Annotated in this window: 29 protein-coding genes, 1 pseudogene and 1 other annotated feature; of the genes and pseudogenes, 28 read left to right on the top strand and 2 right to left on the bottom strand. The window is 30.5% G+C overall.

Annotation, left to right across the window (positions count from 1 at the left end; translation table 11 throughout):
• Positions 1-60 precede the first annotated feature (60 nt).
• The gene (locus FS935_RS01385; RefSeq protein WP_146945733.1) at positions 61-285 is read right to left on the bottom strand and encodes a hypothetical protein; all 225 of its coding nucleotides are present in this window, start codon (positions 283-285) and stop codon (positions 61-63) included.
• Positions 286-505: 220 nt separating this feature from the next.
• Between FS935_RS01385 and FS935_RS01380 the strand changes: the two genes are divergently transcribed.
• The 27 genes and pseudogenes from FS935_RS01380 to FS935_RS01265 all read left to right on the top strand — a co-directional run bounded on the left by FS935_RS01380 (position 506) and on the right by FS935_RS01265 (position 19,731).
• Positions 506-1,306: a sporulation protein gene (locus FS935_RS01380; protein ID WP_146945732.1), complete on the top strand. Its 801-nt coding sequence runs from the start codon at positions 506-508 to the stop codon at positions 1,304-1,306.
• 243 nt (positions 1,307-1,549) lie between these two features.
• On the top strand, positions 1,550-2,110 hold the full coding sequence (locus FS935_RS01375) for a hypothetical protein (protein WP_146945731.1): 561 nt from the start codon (positions 1,550-1,552) through the stop codon (positions 2,108-2,110).
• 119 nt (positions 2,111-2,229) lie between these two features.
• Positions 2,230-2,385 (top strand): hypothetical protein, encoded by a 156-nt coding sequence (locus tag FS935_RS23290; protein WP_158638494.1) that lies wholly within the window; start codon positions 2,230-2,232, stop codon positions 2,383-2,385.
• 325 nt (positions 2,386-2,710) lie between these two features.
• Positions 2,711-3,367, top strand: a complete 657-nt coding sequence (locus FS935_RS01370) for a hypothetical protein (protein ID WP_146945730.1) — start codon at positions 2,711-2,713, stop codon at positions 3,365-3,367.
• A gap of 90 nt (positions 3,368-3,457) precedes the next feature.
• Positions 3,458-3,613 (top strand): hypothetical protein, encoded by a 156-nt coding sequence (locus FS935_RS23285; protein WP_158638493.1) that lies wholly within the window; start codon positions 3,458-3,460, stop codon positions 3,611-3,613.
• 299 nt (positions 3,614-3,912) lie between these two features.
• The gene (locus FS935_RS01365) at positions 3,913-4,095 is read left to right on the top strand and encodes a hypothetical protein (RefSeq protein ID WP_146945729.1); all 183 of its coding nucleotides are present in this window, start codon (positions 3,913-3,915) and stop codon (positions 4,093-4,095) included.
• Between the two features lie 223 nt (positions 4,096-4,318).
• Positions 4,319-4,925 (top strand): annotated as a pseudogene (locus FS935_RS01360) (alpha/beta fold hydrolase).
• A 273-nt stretch (positions 4,926-5,198) separates the two neighbouring features.
• The gene (locus tag FS935_RS01355) at positions 5,199-5,921 is read left to right on the top strand and encodes a gluzincin family metallopeptidase (RefSeq protein WP_158638492.1); all 723 of its coding nucleotides are present in this window, start codon (positions 5,199-5,201) and stop codon (positions 5,919-5,921) included.
• A 168-nt stretch (positions 5,922-6,089) separates the two neighbouring features.
• Positions 6,090-6,350 (top strand): CPCC family cysteine-rich protein, encoded by a 261-nt coding sequence (locus tag FS935_RS01350; RefSeq protein ID WP_146945727.1) that lies wholly within the window; start codon positions 6,090-6,092, stop codon positions 6,348-6,350.
• Between the two features lie 174 nt (positions 6,351-6,524).
• On the top strand, positions 6,525-7,208 hold the full coding sequence (locus FS935_RS01345; protein ID WP_146945726.1) for a DUF3885 domain-containing protein: 684 nt from the start codon (positions 6,525-6,527) through the stop codon (positions 7,206-7,208).
• Positions 7,209-7,382: 174 nt separating this feature from the next.
• Complete coding sequence (locus FS935_RS01340; RefSeq protein ID WP_146945725.1) at positions 7,383-8,057, top strand: NAD(P)H-dependent oxidoreductase; 675 nt, start codon at positions 7,383-7,385, stop codon at positions 8,055-8,057.
• Positions 8,058-8,434: 377 nt separating this feature from the next.
• Positions 8,435-8,722, top strand: coding sequence for a DUF4190 domain-containing protein (locus FS935_RS01335; protein ID WP_146945724.1), 288 nt, complete (start codon positions 8,435-8,437; stop codon positions 8,720-8,722).
• An 87-nt stretch (positions 8,723-8,809) separates the two neighbouring features.
• Complete coding sequence (locus FS935_RS23805; protein ID WP_240050780.1) at positions 8,810-9,106, top strand: hypothetical protein; 297 nt, start codon at positions 8,810-8,812, stop codon at positions 9,104-9,106.
• Positions 9,103-9,453, top strand: a complete 351-nt coding sequence (locus FS935_RS23800; RefSeq protein WP_240050779.1) for a lysozyme inhibitor LprI family protein — start codon at positions 9,103-9,105, stop codon at positions 9,451-9,453. The genes FS935_RS23805 and FS935_RS23800 overlap by 4 nt, the downstream gene beginning before the upstream one ends.
• A 44-nt stretch (positions 9,454-9,497) precedes the next feature.
• The gene (locus tag FS935_RS01325) at positions 9,498-10,160 is read left to right on the top strand and encodes a hypothetical protein (RefSeq protein WP_146945723.1); all 663 of its coding nucleotides are present in this window, start codon (positions 9,498-9,500) and stop codon (positions 10,158-10,160) included.
• A gap of 162 nt (positions 10,161-10,322) precedes the next feature.
• Positions 10,323-11,150 carry a hypothetical protein gene (locus FS935_RS23725; protein ID WP_193559339.1) on the top strand — a complete coding sequence of 276 codons (828 nt, stop codon included), beginning with the start codon at positions 10,323-10,325 and terminating at the stop codon, positions 11,148-11,150.
• A gap of 422 nt (positions 11,151-11,572) precedes the next feature.
• On the top strand, positions 11,573-12,145 hold the full coding sequence (locus FS935_RS01315; protein WP_146945722.1) for a hypothetical protein: 573 nt from the start codon (positions 11,573-11,575) through the stop codon (positions 12,143-12,145).
• A 156-nt stretch (positions 12,146-12,301) separates the two neighbouring features.
• Positions 12,302-13,102: a Cof-type HAD-IIB family hydrolase gene (locus tag FS935_RS01310; RefSeq protein WP_146945721.1), complete on the top strand. Its 801-nt coding sequence runs from the start codon at positions 12,302-12,304 to the stop codon at positions 13,100-13,102.
• Between the two features lie 80 nt (positions 13,103-13,182).
• On the top strand, positions 13,183-13,419 hold the full coding sequence (locus FS935_RS01305; RefSeq protein WP_146945720.1) for a DUF3977 family protein: 237 nt from the start codon (positions 13,183-13,185) through the stop codon (positions 13,417-13,419).
• 95 nt (positions 13,420-13,514) lie between these two features.
• On the top strand, positions 13,515-14,174 hold the full coding sequence (locus FS935_RS01300; RefSeq protein ID WP_146946308.1) for an HAD family hydrolase: 660 nt from the start codon (positions 13,515-13,517) through the stop codon (positions 14,172-14,174).
• A 120-nt stretch (positions 14,175-14,294) separates the two neighbouring features.
• Positions 14,295-14,540: a binding site (T-box leader), on the top strand.
• A 76-nt stretch (positions 14,541-14,616) separates the two neighbouring features.
• Positions 14,617-15,876 carry an MFS transporter gene (locus FS935_RS01295; RefSeq protein ID WP_240050778.1) on the top strand — a complete coding sequence of 420 codons (1,260 nt, stop codon included), beginning with the start codon at positions 14,617-14,619 and terminating at the stop codon, positions 15,874-15,876.
• Positions 15,877-16,185: 309 nt separating this feature from the next.
• Positions 16,186-16,599 carry a hypothetical protein gene (locus FS935_RS01290; RefSeq protein ID WP_240050777.1) on the top strand — a complete coding sequence of 138 codons (414 nt, stop codon included), beginning with the start codon at positions 16,186-16,188 and terminating at the stop codon, positions 16,597-16,599.
• A 233-nt stretch (positions 16,600-16,832) separates the two neighbouring features.
• Positions 16,833-17,024 (top strand): DUF6366 family protein, encoded by a 192-nt coding sequence (locus tag FS935_RS24535; protein WP_338036890.1) that lies wholly within the window; start codon positions 16,833-16,835, stop codon positions 17,022-17,024.
• A 139-nt stretch (positions 17,025-17,163) separates the two neighbouring features.
• Entirely contained in the window at positions 17,164-17,658 is a 495-nt protein-coding gene (locus FS935_RS01280) for a GNAT family N-acetyltransferase (protein WP_146945718.1), read from the top strand.
• 85 nt (positions 17,659-17,743) lie between these two features.
• A complete protein-coding gene (locus FS935_RS24450) occupies positions 17,744-18,040 on the top strand; it encodes a TIGR04104 family putative zinc finger protein (RefSeq protein WP_146945717.1) in 297 nt (98 codons plus the stop codon).
• Positions 18,041-18,107: 67 nt separating this feature from the next.
• Positions 18,108-18,569, top strand: coding sequence for a DUF4825 domain-containing protein (locus tag FS935_RS01270; RefSeq protein WP_439116613.1), 462 nt, complete (start codon positions 18,108-18,110; stop codon positions 18,567-18,569).
• Positions 18,570-19,023: 454 nt separating this feature from the next.
• A complete protein-coding gene (locus FS935_RS01265; RefSeq protein WP_146945716.1) occupies positions 19,024-19,731 on the top strand; it encodes a DNA alkylation repair protein in 708 nt (235 codons plus the stop codon).
• A gap of 295 nt (positions 19,732-20,026) precedes the next feature.
• Here FS935_RS01265 and FS935_RS01260 read toward each other — a convergent pair whose 3' ends face one another.
• Positions 20,027-20,470 (bottom strand): GNAT family N-acetyltransferase, encoded by a 444-nt coding sequence (locus FS935_RS01260; RefSeq protein ID WP_146945715.1) that lies wholly within the window; start codon positions 20,468-20,470, stop codon positions 20,027-20,029.
• A gap of 144 nt (positions 20,471-20,614) precedes the next feature.
• On the opposite strand from FS935_RS01260, the gene FS935_RS01255 reads away from it, so the two are divergent.
• Positions 20,615-21,079: a GNAT family N-acetyltransferase gene (locus FS935_RS01255; protein WP_146945714.1), complete on the top strand. Its 465-nt coding sequence runs from the start codon at positions 20,615-20,617 to the stop codon at positions 21,077-21,079.
• Positions 21,080-21,512: the final 433 nt, after the last annotated feature.

The following is a 21,512-nucleotide window of genomic DNA, read 5'->3' as shown; positions in this document are numbered from 1 at the left end:
ATATTAGTCATTTTCGTTCTATGAAACCAATCGCCATGAAATATTCCTTTCTCTTTCCTTCTATTTTGTTTTCGTAAAGATTTTTCCGTTATTTAACTCACACCAATCTTCTAATTCATCATACGTTTCTTTATTCCCGTATTTCACCAAGAAAGCTTCTTTATTTTCAAAGACTTCCATTGCATCATTTTCTAGTAAAGTGATCATTTGAAAAGGATTTAATTGGAAAACTTTAGACACAGCTATTAATTCACCTATATGAACAACATGATCGATGTTTTCCATTTTTTCAACTCCTTGTACCGTTAGAGATTTTTCGAACTACATGAGATTAGAGTTTAACATTTTAAAATAATACATTCGCTTTGGTATTATTTACAGTATTTTTGATATTATGTGTTTCTTCACTAATATTAACGTGAAACTTAAAAGGGAAAGTATCTTTTTTATGAAACTTTATCTTTGTCAATTCGTATGAATAACAAATAAATGATGAGGTGATTAAATGTCTCTTTTTAATAAAATAATTGCTAGTGTTGGCGTGGGTTCTGCAAAAGTAGATACAAAGATCAGTAAGAGTTACTATACTCAAGGTGAGATACTTGAAGGTGTGATTGAAATTATTGGAGGAGTAACAGAACAAAAGATACAATCCATACAGCTTAATTTAATGACGTTATATGGTTATGAGGACAGTGATCGACTTTCATCTGCAGTTGTTTCTACACATATTGTAAACAATCCATTTACCATAAATAGTGGAGAGCGAAAAGAGATACCATTTTCATTTAGAATTCCCCTAGATACTCCTATAACAATGCGAGATCCAGAAACAAATCAAAATGTTCCACCTGTTTGGATTGATACAGATGTTAATATTCAAAATGCAGTTGATCCTAGTGATAAAGATTATTTATCGATAGAACCTACTGAAGTTCACGAAGACATTGTTGATGCTATAAAAATAATCGGTTTTAAATTTAGACAAATGGAAAGTCAAAAAGTACCTTTTGGAATAAATGTAAAGCGTGCTTTCGTTCAGCAATATGAGTTTGTACCATCCTTCGGGAAATACTTAAACAAGCTGGATGAATTAGAGGTTTATATTATCCAGGATGATGAGGAAACAACGATTTATTTTGAAGTTGATAAGAAAAGTAAGGGTGCGTTTTCTTCTATAGTAGAGAAATTAAATCTTGATGAACATAGAGGTAGTATCACCTTTAAAAATGAAGAAATGATAAATAACCGTAGCTTTATAAGTAATAAATTTGAACAAATAATTGAGGATGTTCTTGCATTGTAATTATATTACTAATATTTGAGCATTAAAAAGCTGCTGCTAAGCAGTTTTTTTATTTAGCTTTTTTTTAGAACTTTATTGTCGTTAGTTAAACAAACAATTAACTTATTGATTACTCCAAACCTGATTGTGGTTTCTCAACCTTGTCAAAATTTTTTCAGTTACTATGAAAAGTGCCGAACAGATTTGTTCAACAACAAAAGAAATTAATATGGTAAAATTTAGTAGGTGAAAGGAGAGAGCAATTTGAAAAAGTATAGAAAAAAACTAATTGTAATAAGTCTTATGATGATATCCATCATGCTGAATATATATTTGTTCCAACAATTAAATATAAATAAAGAAGAATCACGAACAGCACAGTTTGAAAAAATTCAAAATGGTGTTAATTATTCGTATAATTTTGGAAATAGCTTAGTAAGTAACTACAACGATCTATCCTTAAAGCAAAAAGCAGAATATCTAACGTCTATGTCTTGGAGCTTACAATTATCAGTTCATACACTGGAAATCGTCGAGCCGAATGACGAAAGATATAGAAAGCTGGCAGAGTTATTTGATATTTACAGTCAACTTTCTTCCTCAAAGGAGTTTTGGGCTATGATAAGCAAGAAAAATGTTATCGATGAAGAATCATTGCCATTAATGGAGATATTGTTAAAGGATATAAAGTATCTTGATGAAAACCTTGATTATAATCAATTATCCAGGATGAATTACACAGAATTAAGAACACTTTGGGAAAGTTTACTAGCCAATTTGAAATATAATGATGAAATGTTAGATCAATACAAGGAAACATTCTAATTTATATAGATGGTTGAAAAGGATAAGTAAAAACTTGAAAGAAATATAGATTTAAAGGAGATACATCTAAACTAATAATGATAAGGTTATTTATAAGAAATATTAAGGAGATGGAATAATTGCAATTTATGTTTGTACTTTTCATTTTAGCTCTTGGTGTCTTCATCATCTACTATTTACCACTAATATCAAAGGATTTACATAAAACCACTAAACAGAATGAAGAATTGATTAAGCTTTTAGAAAAAATTCTTGAAAAAGACGAGGGGAAATAAAGAATTCAGTTTTAACAACTCTTCGTTTATCAAGTGTGAGAGCTAGTTAATTGTTTTATGGTCAAAACAAAAAGGTTTACCTTATTACATACAAATGATAAAGACGGAGGTATTACTATTTTTAAAAAGAACATTAAATATCCTTTCGTGTATTTTGTAGTCTTGACTTCTTGGCAATTAATAATTAACAAAGATATTAGATGGATAGAAAATATAATTGTTTGTTTTATAATGTACTTGATTTTATTGTTTATTTATTGGGCAAGAATACCTTACAAATAGAGTAAGGAAAAAAATAAATAACTGTTTGAATACAGGAGTATGTATGTTTAATTTACTGATATTTTTAATAATAACGTTGATTGGTATCACACTATATTTAACAACTAAAAATAAAAAGATACCGTGGAAATTCATTATGATCTTTGTGTTAATAATGATTGGTGTTTTATTACTAATAGGCTATCGTTTTACACCATACAGTGCTTTACCTACTGGAACTAAAGCAGTAATAAGTGAAGATACAATATACGGAAAAGCGATATTATACGAAGATATAAACAATAATACATTTGGCTTGGCGAATATTTATCGAAATATTGGATTTCTTTATCATTATGCAGGCGGGACATCTGACTATTTCATTGAAGAAAATGAACCATTCGAAGCTGCTGGTTTTGGACGTGATGAAGAAGATGGTTTTATGGTTGGAGTTAGAACTAGAGACCCAAACATTAAATATATTGTTGTTGGTAATCACATAGAAAAGGTGAAACTATCAGACTCCTATAACTTTACTATGGATACGGTTGTGAAATATCAGGATAGCTACCATCTAGAAGAGGTAGTGAATAATCATGCCTTATTTGTTCTTGATGAATATTCTGAAGCAACATGGACAATAAGAGCTCTTGATAAAGATGGTCATCTTATTGCAGATAAGTTGTTTGGGGCGGGTGAAGCCAGGTATATTGACTGGTAACAGCCTCTTTGACTATGTGCTTTTCTGAAAAATTTTTGCTTATCATTTCTGTTTATATTGCTGTCCAATAACAACTTATAGGAGAAAAGGATGAAAATCAGAAAAGAGAAAAGATACGACCGCCGCGGAATAGTTAAGGATATACTTATTGAATTCCGAGATTCTATCGTATTTGAAGTATTTTGGAACATCTTGATGTTTATACCAAGAATCTTATTTCGTGTGATTAAGAATATGTTTAATTAGTTTAAAAGAGCGATTCTTTAAAGGGTCGTTTTTTTATTTTTAACTTTTTTAGATTTTAAATAAGATATTTTAAATAATAGAAGTGCTTTCTTTTGAATCGACTTACTATCTGCGATATGTTTTGAAAAATATGGTAAAATGTTAATAAGGTTAAGTTGATAAGATAATTTATTTAGATGTTGGATCCAAGAAATGTACAAAAGGAAATTAAATATATAGGCTATAGCAGCAGTCACTTTAGCATGTAAATATTTTATGTTTTCTTACTAGATAAATTGAATTTAAGGAGGACGAGAGCAATGATTTGGCTTATATTTTTGATCCCACTAGGAATTTTATGTACGGTTGCTATTTATTTCAGTAAGAAAACTGGTGCAGTTCCACCAGATGTTAACAAAGGTAATCATAATATAGAAACTGAAACGATAAGAAATCAGTTTAATAATGGTGGTAGTGGAGGAGGAGAAGGCGGAGGGTTTTAGTTCTTCTATCATGATCTTTTGCATTTCTTATAACAAGACGTTTAAAAACCATGTTAGTTAGGGTTTTAGACGTTTTTTTCGTGACAATGGTAAACTTGCAAAAGTTCTTTTAAAATATATCAACTTGACGGTGCTAATCACTAGGTTTCATTCTTTTTATTGTAGGAACATCTAAGAAAATACAAATGGGTAAAAAAATAATGAAATACATAAGAGGTACACAATGACTATAGAACTATTTGTACAAGTAGATGATTGTAGATTTATGTTAAATTTTTGGGTGGAAACAACAGTAAACCAACAGTTGTAATAGGCAAAGGATATGGAGACTTTTCCAAGGCATGGGATTCAGTTCTTGGAGATATTTCATTGCATTCTAAGTAAGGTTATGATTTATGATCGAGCAGGACTTGGAAAAAGTGAAAAAAGTTCTAATCCTAGAATAAGCAGTGAGATGGTAAAAGAATTGAAGAATCTTCTTATTGAGCTAAGGTTAACCCACCAGATACATATTAGTAGGTCATTCTTTTGGTGGAGTGAATATGAGAATGTTTGCTACTGTATATCAACATGAAGTGTGTGGGCTTGTATTGATTGACTCTACCCCTGAAGATTATAGAGAAAGATTTCTTCCAACGATCTCAAAAGAATTTCAAACAGCATACAACGAGCAATTCGTTTATGAAGGTAATTATGAAGAATTTATGGAAAGTCTGAGAGAGTTAAAAGAAACGAAACGTAAATTAAATATACCATTAATTGTTCTTTCAGCAGGTAAGAAAGCTCATTATACATTGGTGATTGACAAAAACAGTGCATATTATATATAAAATAATGAACCGGATTTGATTGTCAGTGCGATAAGAAAGCTGATTGATATTAATTAAAAATAAAAGTAAGAGGTGATTGCTATAAAAAAAACCAATAAAACAAGGATATTTCTAATACTTTCTATCATCTTCCTTTTCCTTCTATTTATTATTTTTTGCATTTTTAAATTTTTTCATATTGAATTAAATGAAAGAACCGGTGAAAATGTCACCTTTTTTGAAACTGTTAAAGCAGTAACGACTCTTAATTTTGACGGTCAACTTGAGAAAGAAATGAAAGACACAAGGCTCAAAAGGAAACATGATAATATAACGATTTATTACCATGAAAGTGTTAGTGGTCTTATACCTTTAACAATTAAATCATTGGATATGGCAAGTCAGAGGGTAGATTCCTCCTTATTAGGTAGTTTTAAGAAAAAGCCTACGGATCTTATCTTTATGGATTTAGAAGAAATGGACGAGTTTTCAACTATTAACGACCTTTCGGGGATTTATTCGGACTTTGATAAACTAATTGGAATTCATGTTTACGAGGAAGATGTGGAAAGTATACTAGCTGAAAAAGAAACACCATTGTTTTTCTTTCAAAAGACGATTTTACATGAGTATGCTCATGTGGCAACTCATAGGAAAATTGAAGAATTTTCTGTTGATTATTCAGATTTCCCTAAATGGTTTGTGGAAGGAATCGCAGAATATGTTGTTTATCATAATACAACTGTTGAATATAATTCATTTAATTTTGATTGGCTATCATTTGAAGAACTAAGTGGTTATAAAGAATGGCAGGATGCAAGATTAAGAGACAATGCTAACCCTTATCTTCAAAGCCACTTTACTGTTAAATATCTTCTGGACGTGTATGGAGATCAAGTAGTAGTAAATTTAATGGAGAATACAAAAGTAAATGATGATTTTTATGAAGCTCTTAAACAAATTAGTGGTAAAGATATAGATCAACTTGAAGCTGAGATCGTTAGCTATTATGAGTAATTTTTTACTATGTTTAGTAATGAATGAAATTTATGTTGTTACAGATATGGCGAGGCTCAACTGGAACTTATAAATGAATCTTTATTATATTTTTACATCTTAATTGTTAGGGTGTTTGGAGTTCAATAAATTAAACAGATTAAATATTATTAGTTTTGAGGTGAAATCTTGAAATATACTTGTCCTTGTTGTGGGTTTAAAACGTTAGATGAAAAACCTCCAGACACCTATGACATATGTGAAATTTGTTTTTGGGAAGATGATGGCTATCAATATAAATATCCAGATGAAACTGGTGCCAATTATGTTTCTTTTAGACAAGCACAAAAAAATTTTATGAAATTTGGTGCTAAAGGTGAAAGAAGTTTGGAATATGTAAGACCTCCAAATAAGTCTGATAGTAAGGATCCTAATTGGAAACCATTGTAGTCCAACAATGAACTTAAACGAATAGGGTACGATTCCTTAGAAATGTAGTTCACATTTTAGCAAAATTGACTAAAAAATGAATTGTTTGTTTTGTTAATAGCAGTTTAATCTTTCTTTATCAAATGGAAGCTGCTATTTTATTATTTAAAATATACTAAGTTTAGAAGGTGTAAAATGGAAAATATCGTTTCAAAATTTATGAAAGATCATTTTGACATTCTCTCTCTGAGACCACCCTTATTTTACTTATGGAATTATGGAATCCGTTTTGAAATATCTATGCCTTGGGTGGATCATGAGGATAAAAATAATCAGCAACAAATAAATGAAAGAACAACTACACTATTCAAAAGTGTGTTTAATCAAGTAGATGATATATTACTCATTACAGACATACATTGTGAACAACACGATACCTTTTTACAAAAGAGATCCACAAAAGTTTATCAGAAATATATAAAGAACAAGGAAACAGTTAGAAAACTTCAACATATTGTTTTACCGAATGTTTTTATTGAAGATGAAGAAGATGGAGAAGATTATACAGAGATGGTCACGCATAGATTTGTTTTACCGTGTAAAATGAGCGAAATACGTTATCACTCACTTTTGAAAGCAATAAGTTATGAGGATTTCTATCATCCCGATCAAATTTTAAAAGGATTTCCGCGGCATGGTATTGATATATATTTTATAAATCTGACCAAAAAAATGATTTATCACTTATATGATGATCGAGGTTGTGACGTAATTGCTTCAGATAAAGAGGATTTATATTTACTTTACGAAAGCTATAATGAGTGGATATTAGATTATGATCGTGAAGAAATTGATAAAGTCTTTAAGAGTAATAAGTAATATACTTTTTGGCGTAATGCGGATATAAGTAAAACAGCTTTGATAGAGTATTGTTTAAAAGCTAGAGCTGATTTTTTGTTAATAGGAAGTTAAATCATATACAATGTATTTTGTATAAACTAGTATCAAAATAAACTCTAGTTTTTAATCTATTTTGTAAAGGATGAATTCAACATGATCAATCATGACGCGAAAAAACAAGATATTCTTGCTGCATTCAATTTTCGCCATGCAACAAAGGTGTTTAACCCAACAAAGAAAATTTCCGATGAGGATTTTTCTTTCATCTTAGAAACAGGGCGTTTGTCGCCAAGTTCTGTTGGCTATGAGCCTTGGAAATTTCTTGTTGTACAAAATGAGACATTTCGTGAAAAGTTAAAAGAGATTTCATGGGGTGCACAAGGACAGCTTCCAACTGCAAGTCATTTTGTTGTTATTCTTGCACGTACAGATGCTAGATATGATTCTGAGTATGTGCAGAATTTACAAAGAACTGTAAAACAAATGCCTGATGATTTACTTGAGACACTAAAGCCTAAATACAGAAGCTTTCAAGAAGATGATCAGCGTCTGTTCGAAAGCGACCGAGCATTGTTTGATTGGGCTAGTAAACAAACATATATTGCGCTTGGTAATATGATGACAGCTGCGGCACAAATTGGTATCGACTCTTGTCCGATTGAGGGCTTTGATTATGAAAAAGTAAATGAGATGTTGGAGAACGAAGGACTTCTTGAGGATGGTAAGTTCGCCGTATCTGCAATGGTTGCTTTTGGGTATCGCGCAGAAGATCCAGCTCGTCCGAAAACTCGCCGAGCTAGTGAAGATGTAGTTCAATGGATTGACTAACATATAGAGGGCAAAAATGTGAATGTTGCTTGGATCTTACCTTCAATGTTAATTAGCATTGTTCAAACAGAATAAAGAAACTTTCTTATAGACACCTTTTTGGCATAGGGCGTATTTATTGGATTTAACAGTCCTGATACGTTAATGATACCCCTAGCCGAAATAGGTGTCTTATTTTTTCATTTTCATTATTAAAATTGGGAAGAGTGGAAGCTAATAAGAAATTTTCACTACATAACGAAGTAAAATTTTAAAAGATTTTTAAAGTAAAATATAGGTAAATATGTTAAATTGTTTAAGGGAAAGGATTATAGTGTTTTTATTGTTAGTAAATAGATAGATTAAGTAAAAAAATTCACAATCTATAATTGGAGGTCATGAAAATTAATTATCAAAATAAATCAGAAAATCCAATAACTAATGGAAAAGCTATTGCTGCTCTCATTTTAGGTGTTTTATCAATTATTGCAATTGCTTTCTCAGGACTTGGTCTCTTATTAGGTGTTACTGGGTTAATACTAGGTATTATTGGATTAAATGAAATTAAACGATTCGGTCATGAAGGAAGAAAAATGGCTATCGCAGGAATTGTTTGTAGCTGTTTAGGTATCTTAATAACATTATTTTTAATAGTAGCATCTGTATTGCTTTTTATGTCAATTTAGTTGATAGGTGTAGTAGTTACTTAAATAGTAAAGAATGGTCGTATCGGTAAGAATATAAGAATGTATCTATAAGAGGAGAGTAGAATTATGAAAAAAAATAGAGGGATTTTAATTTTATTTTCTACTTTAATATGTCTCATTGTATTGTCTGCTTGTGCAAGCTCATCTGAAAATTCAAGTACTACATCGGAAAATCAGTCACAAAATAAAAACTCTAATCAAACTACAAATGTTGAATCTTCAGAAAATTCTCCAGATCCTGAAAGCAGTGATCACGACAAAAAGGAATTAGACAATAATGATACAAATGAAAAAGAAGATACCTCAAGCCAGAATACAACAAATGATGAAGAGGCATCTTCTAATAATACTGATGTAACTTGAAAGAAAAGTATGTAAAGAAGATTAATGAAACTAAAAGTGAAGTAGAAAAATTGGAAGCTACAGATTCTTCGACTTACGCTTTGAAAAAAGTAGAAGACGACAGATGGGAAATATGGGATAAATTGCTGAATGAAATATATGGAGCTTTAAAGGAGCAATTGTCTGCAGAGGAAATGGATCAATTAAAAGAAGAACAGCGGAATTGGATAAAAAACAGAGATGAACGTGCATTGGAAGCATCACTAAAATATAAAGGCGGTACACAGGAGCACTTAGAATATTCGGCTGTGTCAGCAAATATTACAGAAGAAAGATGCTATGAATTGGTTGAGGATTATATGAAATAAACAGAATAGTTAATTATCAAGAGATTAAACTAGGAGCAAATATAATGGATATCTGGATTGTAGAAGAAAAAGTGACAAACAAGTTTATAAGAGATTTTGGTCATTATCTAAAGGTAGATGGAGAACTGGAAAATGCCTACTATTTAAATGCTACTGGAGAAGATTACGTAGAAAACAATAAAGATTTTTTATTGGAGTTTTTATTGAATGAAAATAGGTATCCTTTGTTTGTTACTTTTATTGTCTATGATGATCAAACTGACGAATATATTACCTTTTTAAAAAAGAACAAAATAGAATTTGTTCTAAATAATCTTGACGAAAAAAGAACGTATTATGATTTCTCCGGTAAGCACCAATATCATCCTCCATGCTTTACTGCAAGAATTGAAGATGATGATTCCTTGCTACTGTTACTGAATGAAACATATTGGTTACCAGCTCAAAATGAGTTTTATTCTATTTCTTTTTCTGATAATTTAACATTTGAATCAGAGGAGGTTATTGAGTGGAAAAGAAAAAGAAAAAGGTCAATTGCAAGCTTCAAGGTTGAGGGAAATACAAGCTTCATTCTAATTGAACACGATGGCGCAGGATTTTACTTATTGTCAAATGAGGAGAAGTATTTTCCACTTACAAATTTTATTTCAAGCTTACCTAAAGGTACAGTCGTAACACAAATAAATGATACAGTTATTGATAGATGATATAAATATTTTTTGATTTAGTAATTTGTGTTACTAAACAACTTTGGTACACAGTAAATATTGTGTTTCTAAGTGTGAAAAATTGAATTGTAGAAATCTAATGAAAGAATAAAATTACTTTTGTACGATTTTTCAGATCCAGCAAGTAGAAGGAAAAGTGATTTGTTTATGAAATATCAACAAAGAGATTTTAATACTGTACTAAAAGAAAAGATAATAAATACTGAAATGGTGTTAAAAGATTATATAGAGAAATTGTTACGGAAGCATAAATCTGCTTTTGCTAAGAGAAATTTACTTTTGGATGCTGGGTTTGTTAAAGAAGGCAAAAACCATTTTAAGCCTGAATACAGTTCTTCTATATCAATTGGCATTGCAAATGATAATGGAGAAATTATTGATTTACGTATCATAAGAATATGGAAATGCGAACGTTATATCTTAGGATTGCCAACTTCTTTTACTATTCCTGGTAGCAAAATTGTTGGCGAATTACTCGATCAAACAATAGAAGAAATTAAGGAAGAATTGAATGAATATATTGATGAACTGATAGGTACAGATGCTCCGAAATTAAGAGAGATATTTCTTGATGAAGAAATTGATAAACAGGGGTTTGTAAGTATTGTCAATAATATTTACAAGCAAGACTGTTTTATTTATGCAATTATTCCGAAATATGAGAAAGAGCTACTAACTGAACTTTCAAATGACTTTATTAGTGTTAATAGCTTTCCATTACCATATATTTTTCCTAAGGAAGTAGGTTATCTTGGATATGTAAAAGATAGTCATAAGCGATATATATATGAATTTTATTTACACTCACCTATGATAAATCATCTTGTTTTTTCCAATATTGATGCTTCGGACCATTTAGGGGAAATTACCAAAAAGAATCTAGATATCTCACAATTATTTGAATTAAATAAAATACCTCATATGACCATTGGTCCTGATGGTCAATGGCTAAAGATAGTTGACTATTAATTTTATTATTTTGTATCAAAGTAGAATGTGGAGTGTTAATAGAAGTCCAATTTTGCTTTGAAAGTCAATTTATCCGTTGTTCAACAAAAATAGGAAGAAGAATTCGTATGCTACAAAGGGATTTTGGTAAATGGTGTATAACAAAAATAACCTTCATGCTTATTGGGTAGTTGCTCATGTAGATGAGGAAGGTATAGAAATATATGGTGTTTGTTTTGATGCAGAGGCTTTCGTTTACTGGCTGAACAACATAAGGTTTAAAAAGAGTAAAAAATTGCTACGTTAATAGAATCTCCAGATAAAACTCCAAAGAAGAAAATTAATTTTTAACAGCATAAGGCTTAAGGTGATTATGGTAGAAACATAAGTAATCGAAAATAAAGATAATGAGGAATTTAAAAGAATAGCAGGAAGTGATGATAATGTCTGTCTTTATTCAATACAGTCATATAAGTATAGTGAATTCAGTTCCGGTAATTCTAAAAAATGCAAATTTTACAATGATGGATATTGGATTAATGCTAAGAGATGAAGATGATTTTACATATAAATTCATAGCAAATAGTTTTAGTTATCCAATATTCTTTGTTTTACATACTTTGATGTTAGATGATGAGGAAATGAATAAGATCAAACATCTTCAAATTGATTATCTAACTAGCAATGAAAACAAAAATTGGATAGTAGTAAAAATAATGAATAGATCTCAAGTAAAACTAGTATCAGAATATTGTGAGTGGTTTGCTTGTATAGGTTTAGGTTCTATATTGCTGCAAGGTGACAATCTTCAATTTGAACATTTATTGGCCGTTTTTTCATTGAGTGATTCAGGCAGATTACCTAATTTTGACTGGATGAATGTAAAAACCATAATAGAAATCGATGAAGTGGGATTTACGGTAATTACAAAGGATGAAAGAATTAATAGTACAACAAAATTGATACAGTATATCCCAAAAGAGTACGCTATTGACTTGGGAAATAGCGATTTTTAAAGTTTATCGTTCTATAATTGAATTCGATATATTTGATGTGAAACGTGAAACAATTGAGCGTCTTCCTGTAACAAAAAAGAGGCTTAATTTAATTTTCAACTAATATGACCTTAATAAGGTTATTTAATTTTTAATCTTACTAGTTAGGGGGTAAAAATGGAAATTATAAATCAAGTAAAAGCTATAGTCATGGACCTCGACGGAACTTTATTGAATAATAAAAAAGAGGTATCTGAAAGAAGTAAGGATGCTATCTTGTCAGCTTATGAAAAGGGAATCAGGATTATCTTCGCTACTGCAAGACCTCCTAGATCAATTGATATCTTTTTGACAAAAGAACTTCAAGAGATATCATCTATTATTTATTATAACGGAGCTTTTATTGTTGATAATCTTAGCGGAACACGAAAACATTTCCCTATTCAACAAACTATTATGAGTGAAATAGTAGATTACCTTCTTAGTACACAACCAGAGACAAATATATCTATAGAGGCAGAAGATAATTGGTACAGTTACAAAGCATTGAATTACATCCAAACCCTGAGAGTGCTCGCTAATCCAATTATATTACCTTTAGAAGAATTTAAGAAAGTAAACACTTCGAAAATATTAATTTCTCATTGTAATGAGTATAAGTCCATAATCGATCAATTCGGCGAAAAGGTAAATATCATACAAACAGATTCTGGAAGCTTAATTCAAATCATGGACAAAAATGTCTCAAAAGAAAATGCAGTAATGGATTTATGTATGCAAAAAGGAATAGAAATGGATCATGTAATGTCTTTTGGTGATGACTGGAATGATTTTAATTTATTTAAAGAAAGTGGCTTTTCTGTAGCGATGGGAAATGCCATTCCTGAGTTGAAACAAGTCGCCTCTTTTGTTACCAAGAGCAATGATGAGGAAGGTTTAGCTATTGTCATAGAAGAAGTAGTTTCACAATCCGGCTAAGTGTTGTTTATTTACATTGACGTTTCGTAGACAAGAGATAGAAAATGTATTGAGCTTTAATTTTTAGGGGAGAGTTTTTCTTGAAGTTTATTGAATTCGGAATAGGTAACATTTGGTTGGTTAGGACAGAAACAGAGCTAGAGGATGGTACTGAATATGAGCAAAAAGGAATTGTTGGGCCTTTAAAATTTCACTCTTTATATATAAGAATATGGATTGATAAAACGATTTTTATATTTGATTCAAAAGAGTGTTTTAAAAGAATGAAGAAAAAACGAAGGAAATTTAAGTTAATTATCGGTATGACAAGCAGATAAATTTCTGGGTTAGGCTCAGTTGTTTAAGGAAGTTGCAAGCTTGAGATTATTCTTAGTGAGAAGAGGTTTGAATTTTTATGAAGGATGATAAAGCCATATTATTTGATTTGGATGATACCTTACTTAATAGGGATAGCGCAGTAAATGAAATATTTTTCATTATATTAAAAAAGTGTTATGGAAATGTTGTGGATGATACAATCAAAAAGCAAATGTTGCAATCATTCAAGGGTTATGACAAAGCAGCCTATGGCTGTAATGATAAAACAAAAGCTTTTGAATCATTATTTGATGAATTTCCACCAAAATATAGATTACCAAGTCATGAGATTCAAGACTTCTGGAATAATCATTTTCCTTATTGTTTTTCTATTCACGAAAATACGATAAGTCTCGTAAACTCGATAAAAAAGTATGTTAAAGTTGCGATTATCACAAACGGCTCAACAGAGAGACAAAAAGCAAAAATAGTAAACACAGGTTTAAATAATTATTTTGATATTATTATAATATCTGAAGAAGTGGGATTAAGTAAACCTGACAAACGAATATTCGAATTAGCATTAAGTGAACTTAATGTGAAATCAGAAGACGCATTTTTTGTTGGAGATGACTTAGAAAAAGATATTAGCGGCTGTCAAAATGGGAATGTAAGGGGTATTTGGTACAACCCTCATAATAAAAAAAATGAAACGGACATAAAGCCATATGCTGAGATCAGTTCTTTGGATGAAATATTGCGTTATATTACATAATAGGCATTTTAAGAATTCTTAACTATATATACTTTAACAAGATGTTTCTTTAATTTATTGAGTAAACCTCCAAATTTCATATTTACATAATATGTTAAAGTATGTAATATAGAATAAATATCAAAAACGTTGAAGAGAAGAGTAGATAAATTGAATTCTTTCTAGAGAGCTCCGTTTGGTGGGAAGGAGTAAGGATGATTTATTGAATCAAGCCTCTGAGTATCATATCGGAACCTTTTAGGGGATGGTATGACGGGAGCTCCCGTTATAGAGCTAAAGTATAGTATTTTTGTACTTGATAAGATTAATATGGTGACATATTAATAAACTGGGGTGGTACCACGATTATAAAATCTCGTCCCCAAGACATGATGTCTTGGGGGTGGGATTTTTTTGTTGTTTCTGGTGTTTCTTTACCTGTTATGAAAGGAGGGTGTTAAGAGTGACTTTAAGTAAAAGATGTGTTTCATGGAAATATCCCTCCATTTTATTATTTGGAATAGGAGTTTCAAATGTGGGTGAGTGGATATATTTCATCGCTCTTAATTTAATCGTTTTAGAAATGACTAGTTCTCCACTTGCAGTATCTGGACTTTATATCATCAAACCTATGGCTACTTTATTGACTAATTTTTGGGCTGGGAGCATTATTGATCGATTAAATAAAAGAAACTTAATGGTTTTTCTTGATATTTTCCGAGCTGTATTTATTGCTTTATTACCCATTATGTCATCTCTTTCACTCATTTATTTCGTTGTTTTTATCATAAATATGGCAAGTTCTATTTTTGGTCCATCATCAATGACGTATATAACAAAATTAATACCTCATGAACAACGAAAACAATTCAATTCCCTTCATAGCCTAATTACATCAGGGGCATTTTTGATAGGTCCAGCAATTGCAGGGTTTTTATTTATGATTGGTACCCCGATTTTTGCTATCTATATAAATGCACTAGCATTATTGATCTCAGGAATGATTACGTTACTAATGCCTGATATAGAAAAGAAAAATATTGTTTCAGCAATAAATAGTGAGCTTTCTATTAAAATAATAAGAAATGATTTGATTGCGGTAATTAAATTTAGTCGCCAATCACAATATATAATGATGATTAATATGTTGTTTAGCTGTGTTATGGTCATTATGGCAAGTGCTGTAGACTCGCTTGAAGCAGCTTTTGCCAAAGAGGTACTATTTTTGTCAGAAAGTCAGTATGGTTTTTTGGTTACTATTGCTGGGGCAGGTATTGTAACTGGCGCTATAATTAACTCTATATTCGTTAAAAATCTAAAAACTTCGTTTACAATTGGTTTGGGTTCAGTATTAGTCTCAGTTGGTTATGTGATTTATGCTTTTTCAAGCTCGTTCATCATTGCGGGAATTGGCTTTTTTATTCTAGCGTTTTTTATTTCTTATGCGAATACAGGCTTTTTAACATTTTATCAAAATAATATACCAGTAGAAATGATGGGCCGCATTGGCAGTGCCTACAGCTTAATTCAAGCAGTTTTCGTTATAACGACAACGAGTATTATGGGTATTGCAGCAAATGGTACTTCTATTCAGGTAGTTGTGATTATAGGTGTACTTGTAATGATGATTTTATCCATAATATTGTGTATATGTAGCTTATTGCCTTCAAAAAAACAATTTTATGAAGTGAAAGCTTATGGTAATGAAACTATGAGTCTTTAAAAAGAGAATAGAATATAATGAGGAGTGAAAAGAAAGGGATATTTCATATACAACACGTTAATAACTTCCAATCGCTTGAATGGGTGTTTGGTGCATTTTAAGGTGTGGAACGTATTATTTGGACAAATACCTCAATTTGTGCGAAGGCTTGAAATAGGAAAGGATTTAGCATTTGATAAACGAGTAGAGCAAATACTTATTTCAGCGTGTCAAGAACAGTTGAAATGTTGAGAAGTGCATAATTACAAAGGAGAATCTGTTCTTTGTTGAAACGTATAAGTAAGATATGTCGTCTAATTAAATGAGGAGGTGTTTGTTATAAAGAAGACCATTCTGTTTATGCTTTCCTCTTGTCTTTTATTAGGTTTATTCGCTTGTTCTAATCAGAATAAGGAAGCAAATACTAACAATGACCAAAACATTGTTAATATTAATGAGCAAATCAATGAGGAAAAAAATGAGAATGATGTTAGACAAGTTGTTTGGGAGCAGTTATCTTCAGAACAACAAGAATGGATTGATGGTAGTACATGGAAGAATGGGAAGGTTACTGAAATTACTTTGAATGAAAATATGATGACTCAAGTTGACGATAAGTCATATAAAGGGAAAGAAGTCTATTTAATCGATTTCCCTACCACAAGTAAATCCTTTCCTAATAATATGATTGTATATGCTGATGTTAATACTTTTGACTACATTGGTAATGGTCTTGTTGATTAAAATTCTTATAATCTAAAATTGGTAAATAAAGGGGAAGATGAAACCCCTTTATTTTTATGAATAAAAACAACAATCTTTACGAAAATAGCCTAAAATAAAGAAATGCAAGTTATGGTAAAATATTCTATATATATTGATGTATTTTGAAAAAGTAAATTCACAAAGCACTATCAAAGGTTTTTTTCTACATGTCATGTTTTTCAAGCCATATGCATCGGTGAGGAGAAAATTATATGAGTAACTATAGAGAAACACCAGAAAGAAGAAGAGAAAGAATGAGACAGGAAGAATTAAAAAGAAATCCTCTTTATGGTGGAGGATTGACCGATTTAGTTTTGAGCTCTAGGTTGGAGGGGGCTTGGCATATTTATCTTACTATTAATTTCAGCTTTTATTATTTATTCAGTTTTCTTTCGATAATGTAGACATCTCTTTAAACAAGTTCATACAAAAATATGTTTTATGCTAGCTAAATGATTGTAAATAGATAACATTGTAGGCAAGTATCTTACAAGGATAATAGATATTATTTTTAATTTTTAAATTAAACTGAGGTGTGACTTATTGAAGAAAATTAGAAAAGCAACAAAAGAAGATATGGACAGTATCTATATGATGGGCTTTGACGTTTGGGGAGGTAATATGTCTTCCGAAAAATATATAGCTATTTGTCAAGAATCAAGTAAGTATCAAAAGGGAACCTGGTACACACTTGAAGATCTAAACACAAAGGAACTATTAAGTTCTCTTATTGTTTATGAGCTAAGTCCCTCAGAAGATATCATCGTAAAAGGGATTGGTTCAATTTCGACCCATTTGCAATCTAGAAAAAAGGGGCATGCTTCTTTATTAATAAAAGAAGTAATTAATGAGCTTGAACAGAAAGAAAGCTGCAACCATTTTTTTCTTTATAGTGATATTGGAGCAGATTTTTATAGCAAATTAGGTTTTATTGAAATTCCGTATGAAAAGCAAAAATACAAAGATAGTGTTTGTGTGTATTATTCACAATCTTATGATGTTGATTCAATTTCATTTGAGATTCCTAATTATTTCTAAAAGGTGCTTATATCAATCAAGATAGATTGTAGAATAATAAGATAGGAGATTATGCTAATATTAGGGAAAGATTGTGGTAAAGGTGATGAGTAATATACAACAATGTAAAAATTGTAATAAGCATTTTAGTTGGAAAAAAGTTTATCTGTCTTTTTGGGGCTGGGGGTACAAATCTATTATATGTGAAAAATGTGGTACGGAGCATCGTATTACTTTTTCCGGAAGGTTAATAGCAACGTTTCTAATTGTCCTACCGATGTCACTTTTTATGAATTTTCTAACTCCTTTTGAAAACTTTTTTACAACAATTTTTAATGGAATCTTATTAGCGTTTTTTGGTTCAATACTAACTCCATTTTTAGTTAGATTTAAAAGCAATTAGAAGTTTCGAGAATTTGCTAGCAATTGTTCAGATAGAATCATGAAAACGTCTTATAGGAGTGGAAATATTGAGAATAGTAAAAGGAATGTTATCATTTTTATTCGTATTATTTCTCTTAAGTGGATGTAACACCAGTAAGGTAGATATCTTTCAATATAAAAACTCTTATGTTGGTGATAACAATGCAGTTTCACATATTTTAAATTCTTTGCCAAGTAATAATCATCTAAAAGGATTTGAACTTGAAACGAAAGAAAAACCTTATGGAATAATCATACATTATCATTTAGAAATAGAAGAAGGTTACGAACAAACTGTTCTATACAACAGTACATATTTATTTTCATTAATTCAAAATGTTGAACTGATAAAGTTTGATTTTGAAGGTATGGAATATGAAATGACGAAGGGAAATCTAGAGAAATGGTATGGAAGAGATTTAAATGAATTTACTAACAAAGAAGAATTGGAAGATCTCATTCAAGATCATTTGAAAGATCAAGATAAGGTAAAGCAACTCTTCAACTAAAAACGGTTTGACTAACAGCATTAGCATTCAAGCGTATCAACGAAATAAAAATGATGTGTGTGATGTTTCTATTAGGATTGTTCTAGTATAGCTTTAGAAGATGAGGTGAAATAATGCAAACTTCAATACTAATTGTTTTATTAATCATATTATTGTTAATCTCAAAAAAGAGAAAAAGAGACAGTATGAAAACCACTTTTAAGAAGTTGGCATTTGGTTTGATCATAACAATAATTACTATAAATGTAGTGTTTGAATTTATAATGTAACTGTTAAAGAATTATTGTAGTAAAGGGTAAGAATTTAAAAAAAATTTAGATATCAAATGAAAATAAGTTAAAATATTCCATCTGAACTTTTTAAGCTAATTATGGTAAGAATAGTTTATAGTTTATTTAACATTCTTCCCCTACAATGAATTAGTATTGATACCTAGAAGGGACGTACAAAACCCATGGATTTCGAAACAGTTATGCAGGAGCTTGAGGCATTAGGTAAGGAACGAACGAAAAAAATATACATATCCAATGGAGCACATGACCCTCTTTTTGGTGTAGCAACAGGTGCTATGAAACCAATCGCAAAGAAAATAAAAATAAATCAACCCTTAGCTGAAGAGCTTTATGCTACAGGTAACTATGATGCTATGTATTTTGCAGGTATAATTGCAGACCCAAACGCAATGACTGAGTCAGATTTTGAACGTTGGATTGAAGCAGCATATTTTTATATGCTGTCTGATTATGTGGTAGCTGTAACATTAGCTGAGTCAGAGCTTGCACAAAGCATTGCCGATAATTGGATTGCAAGTGATCAGGAGCTGAAAATGTCAGCGGGGTGGAGTTGCTACTGCTGGTTATTAGGAAATCGACCAGACAATGAATTTTCTGAAAGCAAGATTTCCCAAATGCTCGATACTGTTAAAAAAGAAATTCATAATTCTCCAGAACGAACGAAATCAGCTATGAATAATTTTCTATTTACTGTAGGGATATCCTATTTACCACTGAATGAAAAAGCGATTGAGACTGCAAAAGAAGTAGGTACAGTAGAAATAAAGCGGGAAAATAAAAAAAGCAGCTTACTAAATGCTTACGAAAGTATTCAAAAAGATTTGGATAAAGGAAGACTAGGTTTCAAGCGCAAGTATGTTAGATGTTAAAAATTATATTTCAAAAAAGGGTGTTATCCTTATATGGATTTACGCTCTTTTTGTTGTATGGAACGTACGTTACTTTGAGAAAAGGATAATGGTTTTAATATATAAAGTCACTTAACGTCTTTAATATAATAAATTTCTTTATATACATATAGTAAGTCTAATAGTAACAACAAAAGTGATGACCTGTTAATAACATAGTTGTTTTAATTGGTTTCTTTTTGTATAGGTTAAAATCTTTGAGGATCATAAATTATAAGCAGAGTAAAACAAGACCTCAAAAAAGAGGTTTTTTTGGTTAAATGGAGTAGCTCATCCAGTCACCAAGTGAACCACCCATTTTTTCATAAAATCGTTGTGCGCGTTTGTTATCTGTTGCAGTAATCCATGACATATGTGCATAACCATTTTCTTTTGTGTATTTCACGCATGCTTTAAAAAGTTCTTGTGCTACACCTTTACTTCTTACGTTTTGGATTACATAGATGTCGTTCATTATTGTAATCTTATCTGCCTTGGTTGTACTAAAGCTAAAAAACAAAGTGGCAAATCCGACAAGATCACCCTCTTGCTCAGCAATATATTGGATACCTTTGTTTTTTTCTAATAAGATATTAATTAAATTATGTACATCCTCTATTGGAGGTTTTGGTCGTTTGTAGAAATCTACAATATATTGATACATTAATACTGTTAGAGATTTTAGATCTTTTGGATCTACTGTACGAACGATTAGTGTCATAATTATTTCTCCTTTTCAAAATGAATATAATGTATAATTATGGGTACAAATAAATATTTATACAATAAAATTTTAAAGGAATTCTCTTAAACTTAATTTCTTTAATAAAGTTTTATTATGTTAATTTTGTAGGAGGATACATAGATGAAAATTAAAAGAGCTCTGGTAGATGATTACCAAGTTATTACAGAATTATTCGAAGAGTTAATGAAGGAAATTTGTGAAAAAACCAATAGGAAACTTAGCATTCCTGACCATTACTATTCATTAGAAATTTGTAAAAATTATTTAGAGAAGGACACGTATATAGTTTTTCTTGCAGAAGAGAAAAATCATTTTATTGGCTTTATATCACTATGTATAAGCCATTCTCTTTATGCAGGTGGTGAATTTGGGATCATTCAAGAATTCTATGTTTTGCCAGAGTATCGTTCTAATGGGATAGGTTCGAAATTATTAGCTAAAGCCATACAATATGGAAAAACAATGGAATGGAAGCGTATAGAAGTAGCGACACCTCCGTTACCTCAGTTTAGTAAATCTTTTATTTTTTATAAAAATAATGGTTTCATAGATGGTGAAGGAAGAAAGTTAAAGTGTTATGTTTAATCCAAATAAGTAGTGGAAGAGAGTTAAAGATGATATGAATCAACTCCTAGGAATAAGATGAAGTTTATTAGAGATCTTGTAAAAGGGATTAAGAAAGAAATGCTTTAATGATCTCCGACAATAGATGCAAGGAGCGCACATCAATTCTATCCATATATGGGTTATAAAAAGTAAAAGTAGTGTGTTTTCAAAGAGTCTAGTTTAAATGAGAACTTTATAAATAATTTATGATTAATTGAGTGCTATCTTAGAATAAAGATAAGCGCTCATATTTAATTTAAAGCGAATTTAGATAATAGTAATGGATAATTATGTTAATATATATGAAGGATGCGTAGGAGGAATTGTTATAGAGAACAGAGGTGTATCAGCTTACAACAATCAAGTATTTTTCAAGAATTATATGATAAGAAGAAATCGTGATGATCGTAGA

Source organism: Metabacillus litoralis (assembly GCF_007994985.1).
GTDB lineage: Bacteria > Bacillota > Bacilli > Bacillales > Bacillaceae > Metabacillus > Metabacillus litoralis.
Note: the sequence above shows the minus strand (reverse complement) of the source record. Positions and strands in the feature narration are given on the sequence as shown.

What these genes read in the sequence shown, in the direction of transcription:
- FS935_RS01385 (WP_146945733.1), bottom strand. Translation starts at nt 285, where the DNA reads ATGGAAAACATCGATCATGTTGTTCATATAGGTGAATTAATAGCTGTG.
- FS935_RS01380 (WP_146945732.1), top strand. Translation starts at nt 506, where the DNA reads ATGTCTCTTTTTAATAAAATAATTGCTAGTGTTGGCGTGGGTTCTGCA.
- FS935_RS01370 (WP_146945730.1), top strand. Translation starts at nt 2,711, where the DNA reads ATGTTTAATTTACTGATATTTTTAATAATAACGTTGATTGGTATCACA.
- FS935_RS23285 (WP_158638493.1), top strand. Translation starts at nt 3,458, where the DNA reads ATGAAAATCAGAAAAGAGAAAAGATACGACCGCCGCGGAATAGTTAAG.
- FS935_RS01365 (WP_146945729.1), top strand. Translation starts at nt 3,913, where the DNA reads ATGATTTGGCTTATATTTTTGATCCCACTAGGAATTTTATGTACGGTT.
- FS935_RS01355 (WP_158638492.1), top strand. Translation starts at nt 5,199, where the DNA reads ATGAAAGACACAAGGCTCAAAAGGAAACATGATAATATAACGATTTAT.
- FS935_RS01345 (WP_146945726.1), top strand. Translation starts at nt 6,525, where the DNA reads ATGGAAAATATCGTTTCAAAATTTATGAAAGATCATTTTGACATTCTC.
- FS935_RS01340 (WP_146945725.1), top strand. Translation starts at nt 7,383, where the DNA reads ATGATCAATCATGACGCGAAAAAACAAGATATTCTTGCTGCATTCAAT.
- FS935_RS01335 (WP_146945724.1), top strand. Translation starts at nt 8,435, where the DNA reads ATGAAAATTAATTATCAAAATAAATCAGAAAATCCAATAACTAATGGA.
- FS935_RS23805 (WP_240050780.1), top strand. Translation starts at nt 8,810, where the DNA reads ATGAAAAAAAATAGAGGGATTTTAATTTTATTTTCTACTTTAATATGT.
- FS935_RS01325 (WP_146945723.1), top strand. Translation starts at nt 9,498, where the DNA reads ATGGATATCTGGATTGTAGAAGAAAAAGTGACAAACAAGTTTATAAGA.
- FS935_RS01315 (WP_146945722.1), top strand. Translation starts at nt 11,573, where the DNA reads ATGTCTGTCTTTATTCAATACAGTCATATAAGTATAGTGAATTCAGTT.
- FS935_RS01310 (WP_146945721.1), top strand. Translation starts at nt 12,302, where the DNA reads ATGGAAATTATAAATCAAGTAAAAGCTATAGTCATGGACCTCGACGGA.
- FS935_RS24535 (WP_338036890.1), top strand. Translation starts at nt 16,833, where the DNA reads ATGAGTAACTATAGAGAAACACCAGAAAGAAGAAGAGAAAGAATGAGA.
- FS935_RS24450 (WP_146945717.1), top strand. Translation starts at nt 17,744, where the DNA reads ATGAGTAATATACAACAATGTAAAAATTGTAATAAGCATTTTAGTTGG.
- FS935_RS01265 (WP_146945716.1), top strand. Translation starts at nt 19,024, where the DNA reads ATGGATTTCGAAACAGTTATGCAGGAGCTTGAGGCATTAGGTAAGGAA.
- FS935_RS01260 (WP_146945715.1), bottom strand. Translation starts at nt 20,470, where the DNA reads ATGACACTAATCGTTCGTACAGTAGATCCAAAAGATCTAAAATCTCTA.
- FS935_RS01255 (WP_146945714.1), top strand. Translation starts at nt 20,615, where the DNA reads ATGAAAATTAAAAGAGCTCTGGTAGATGATTACCAAGTTATTACAGAA.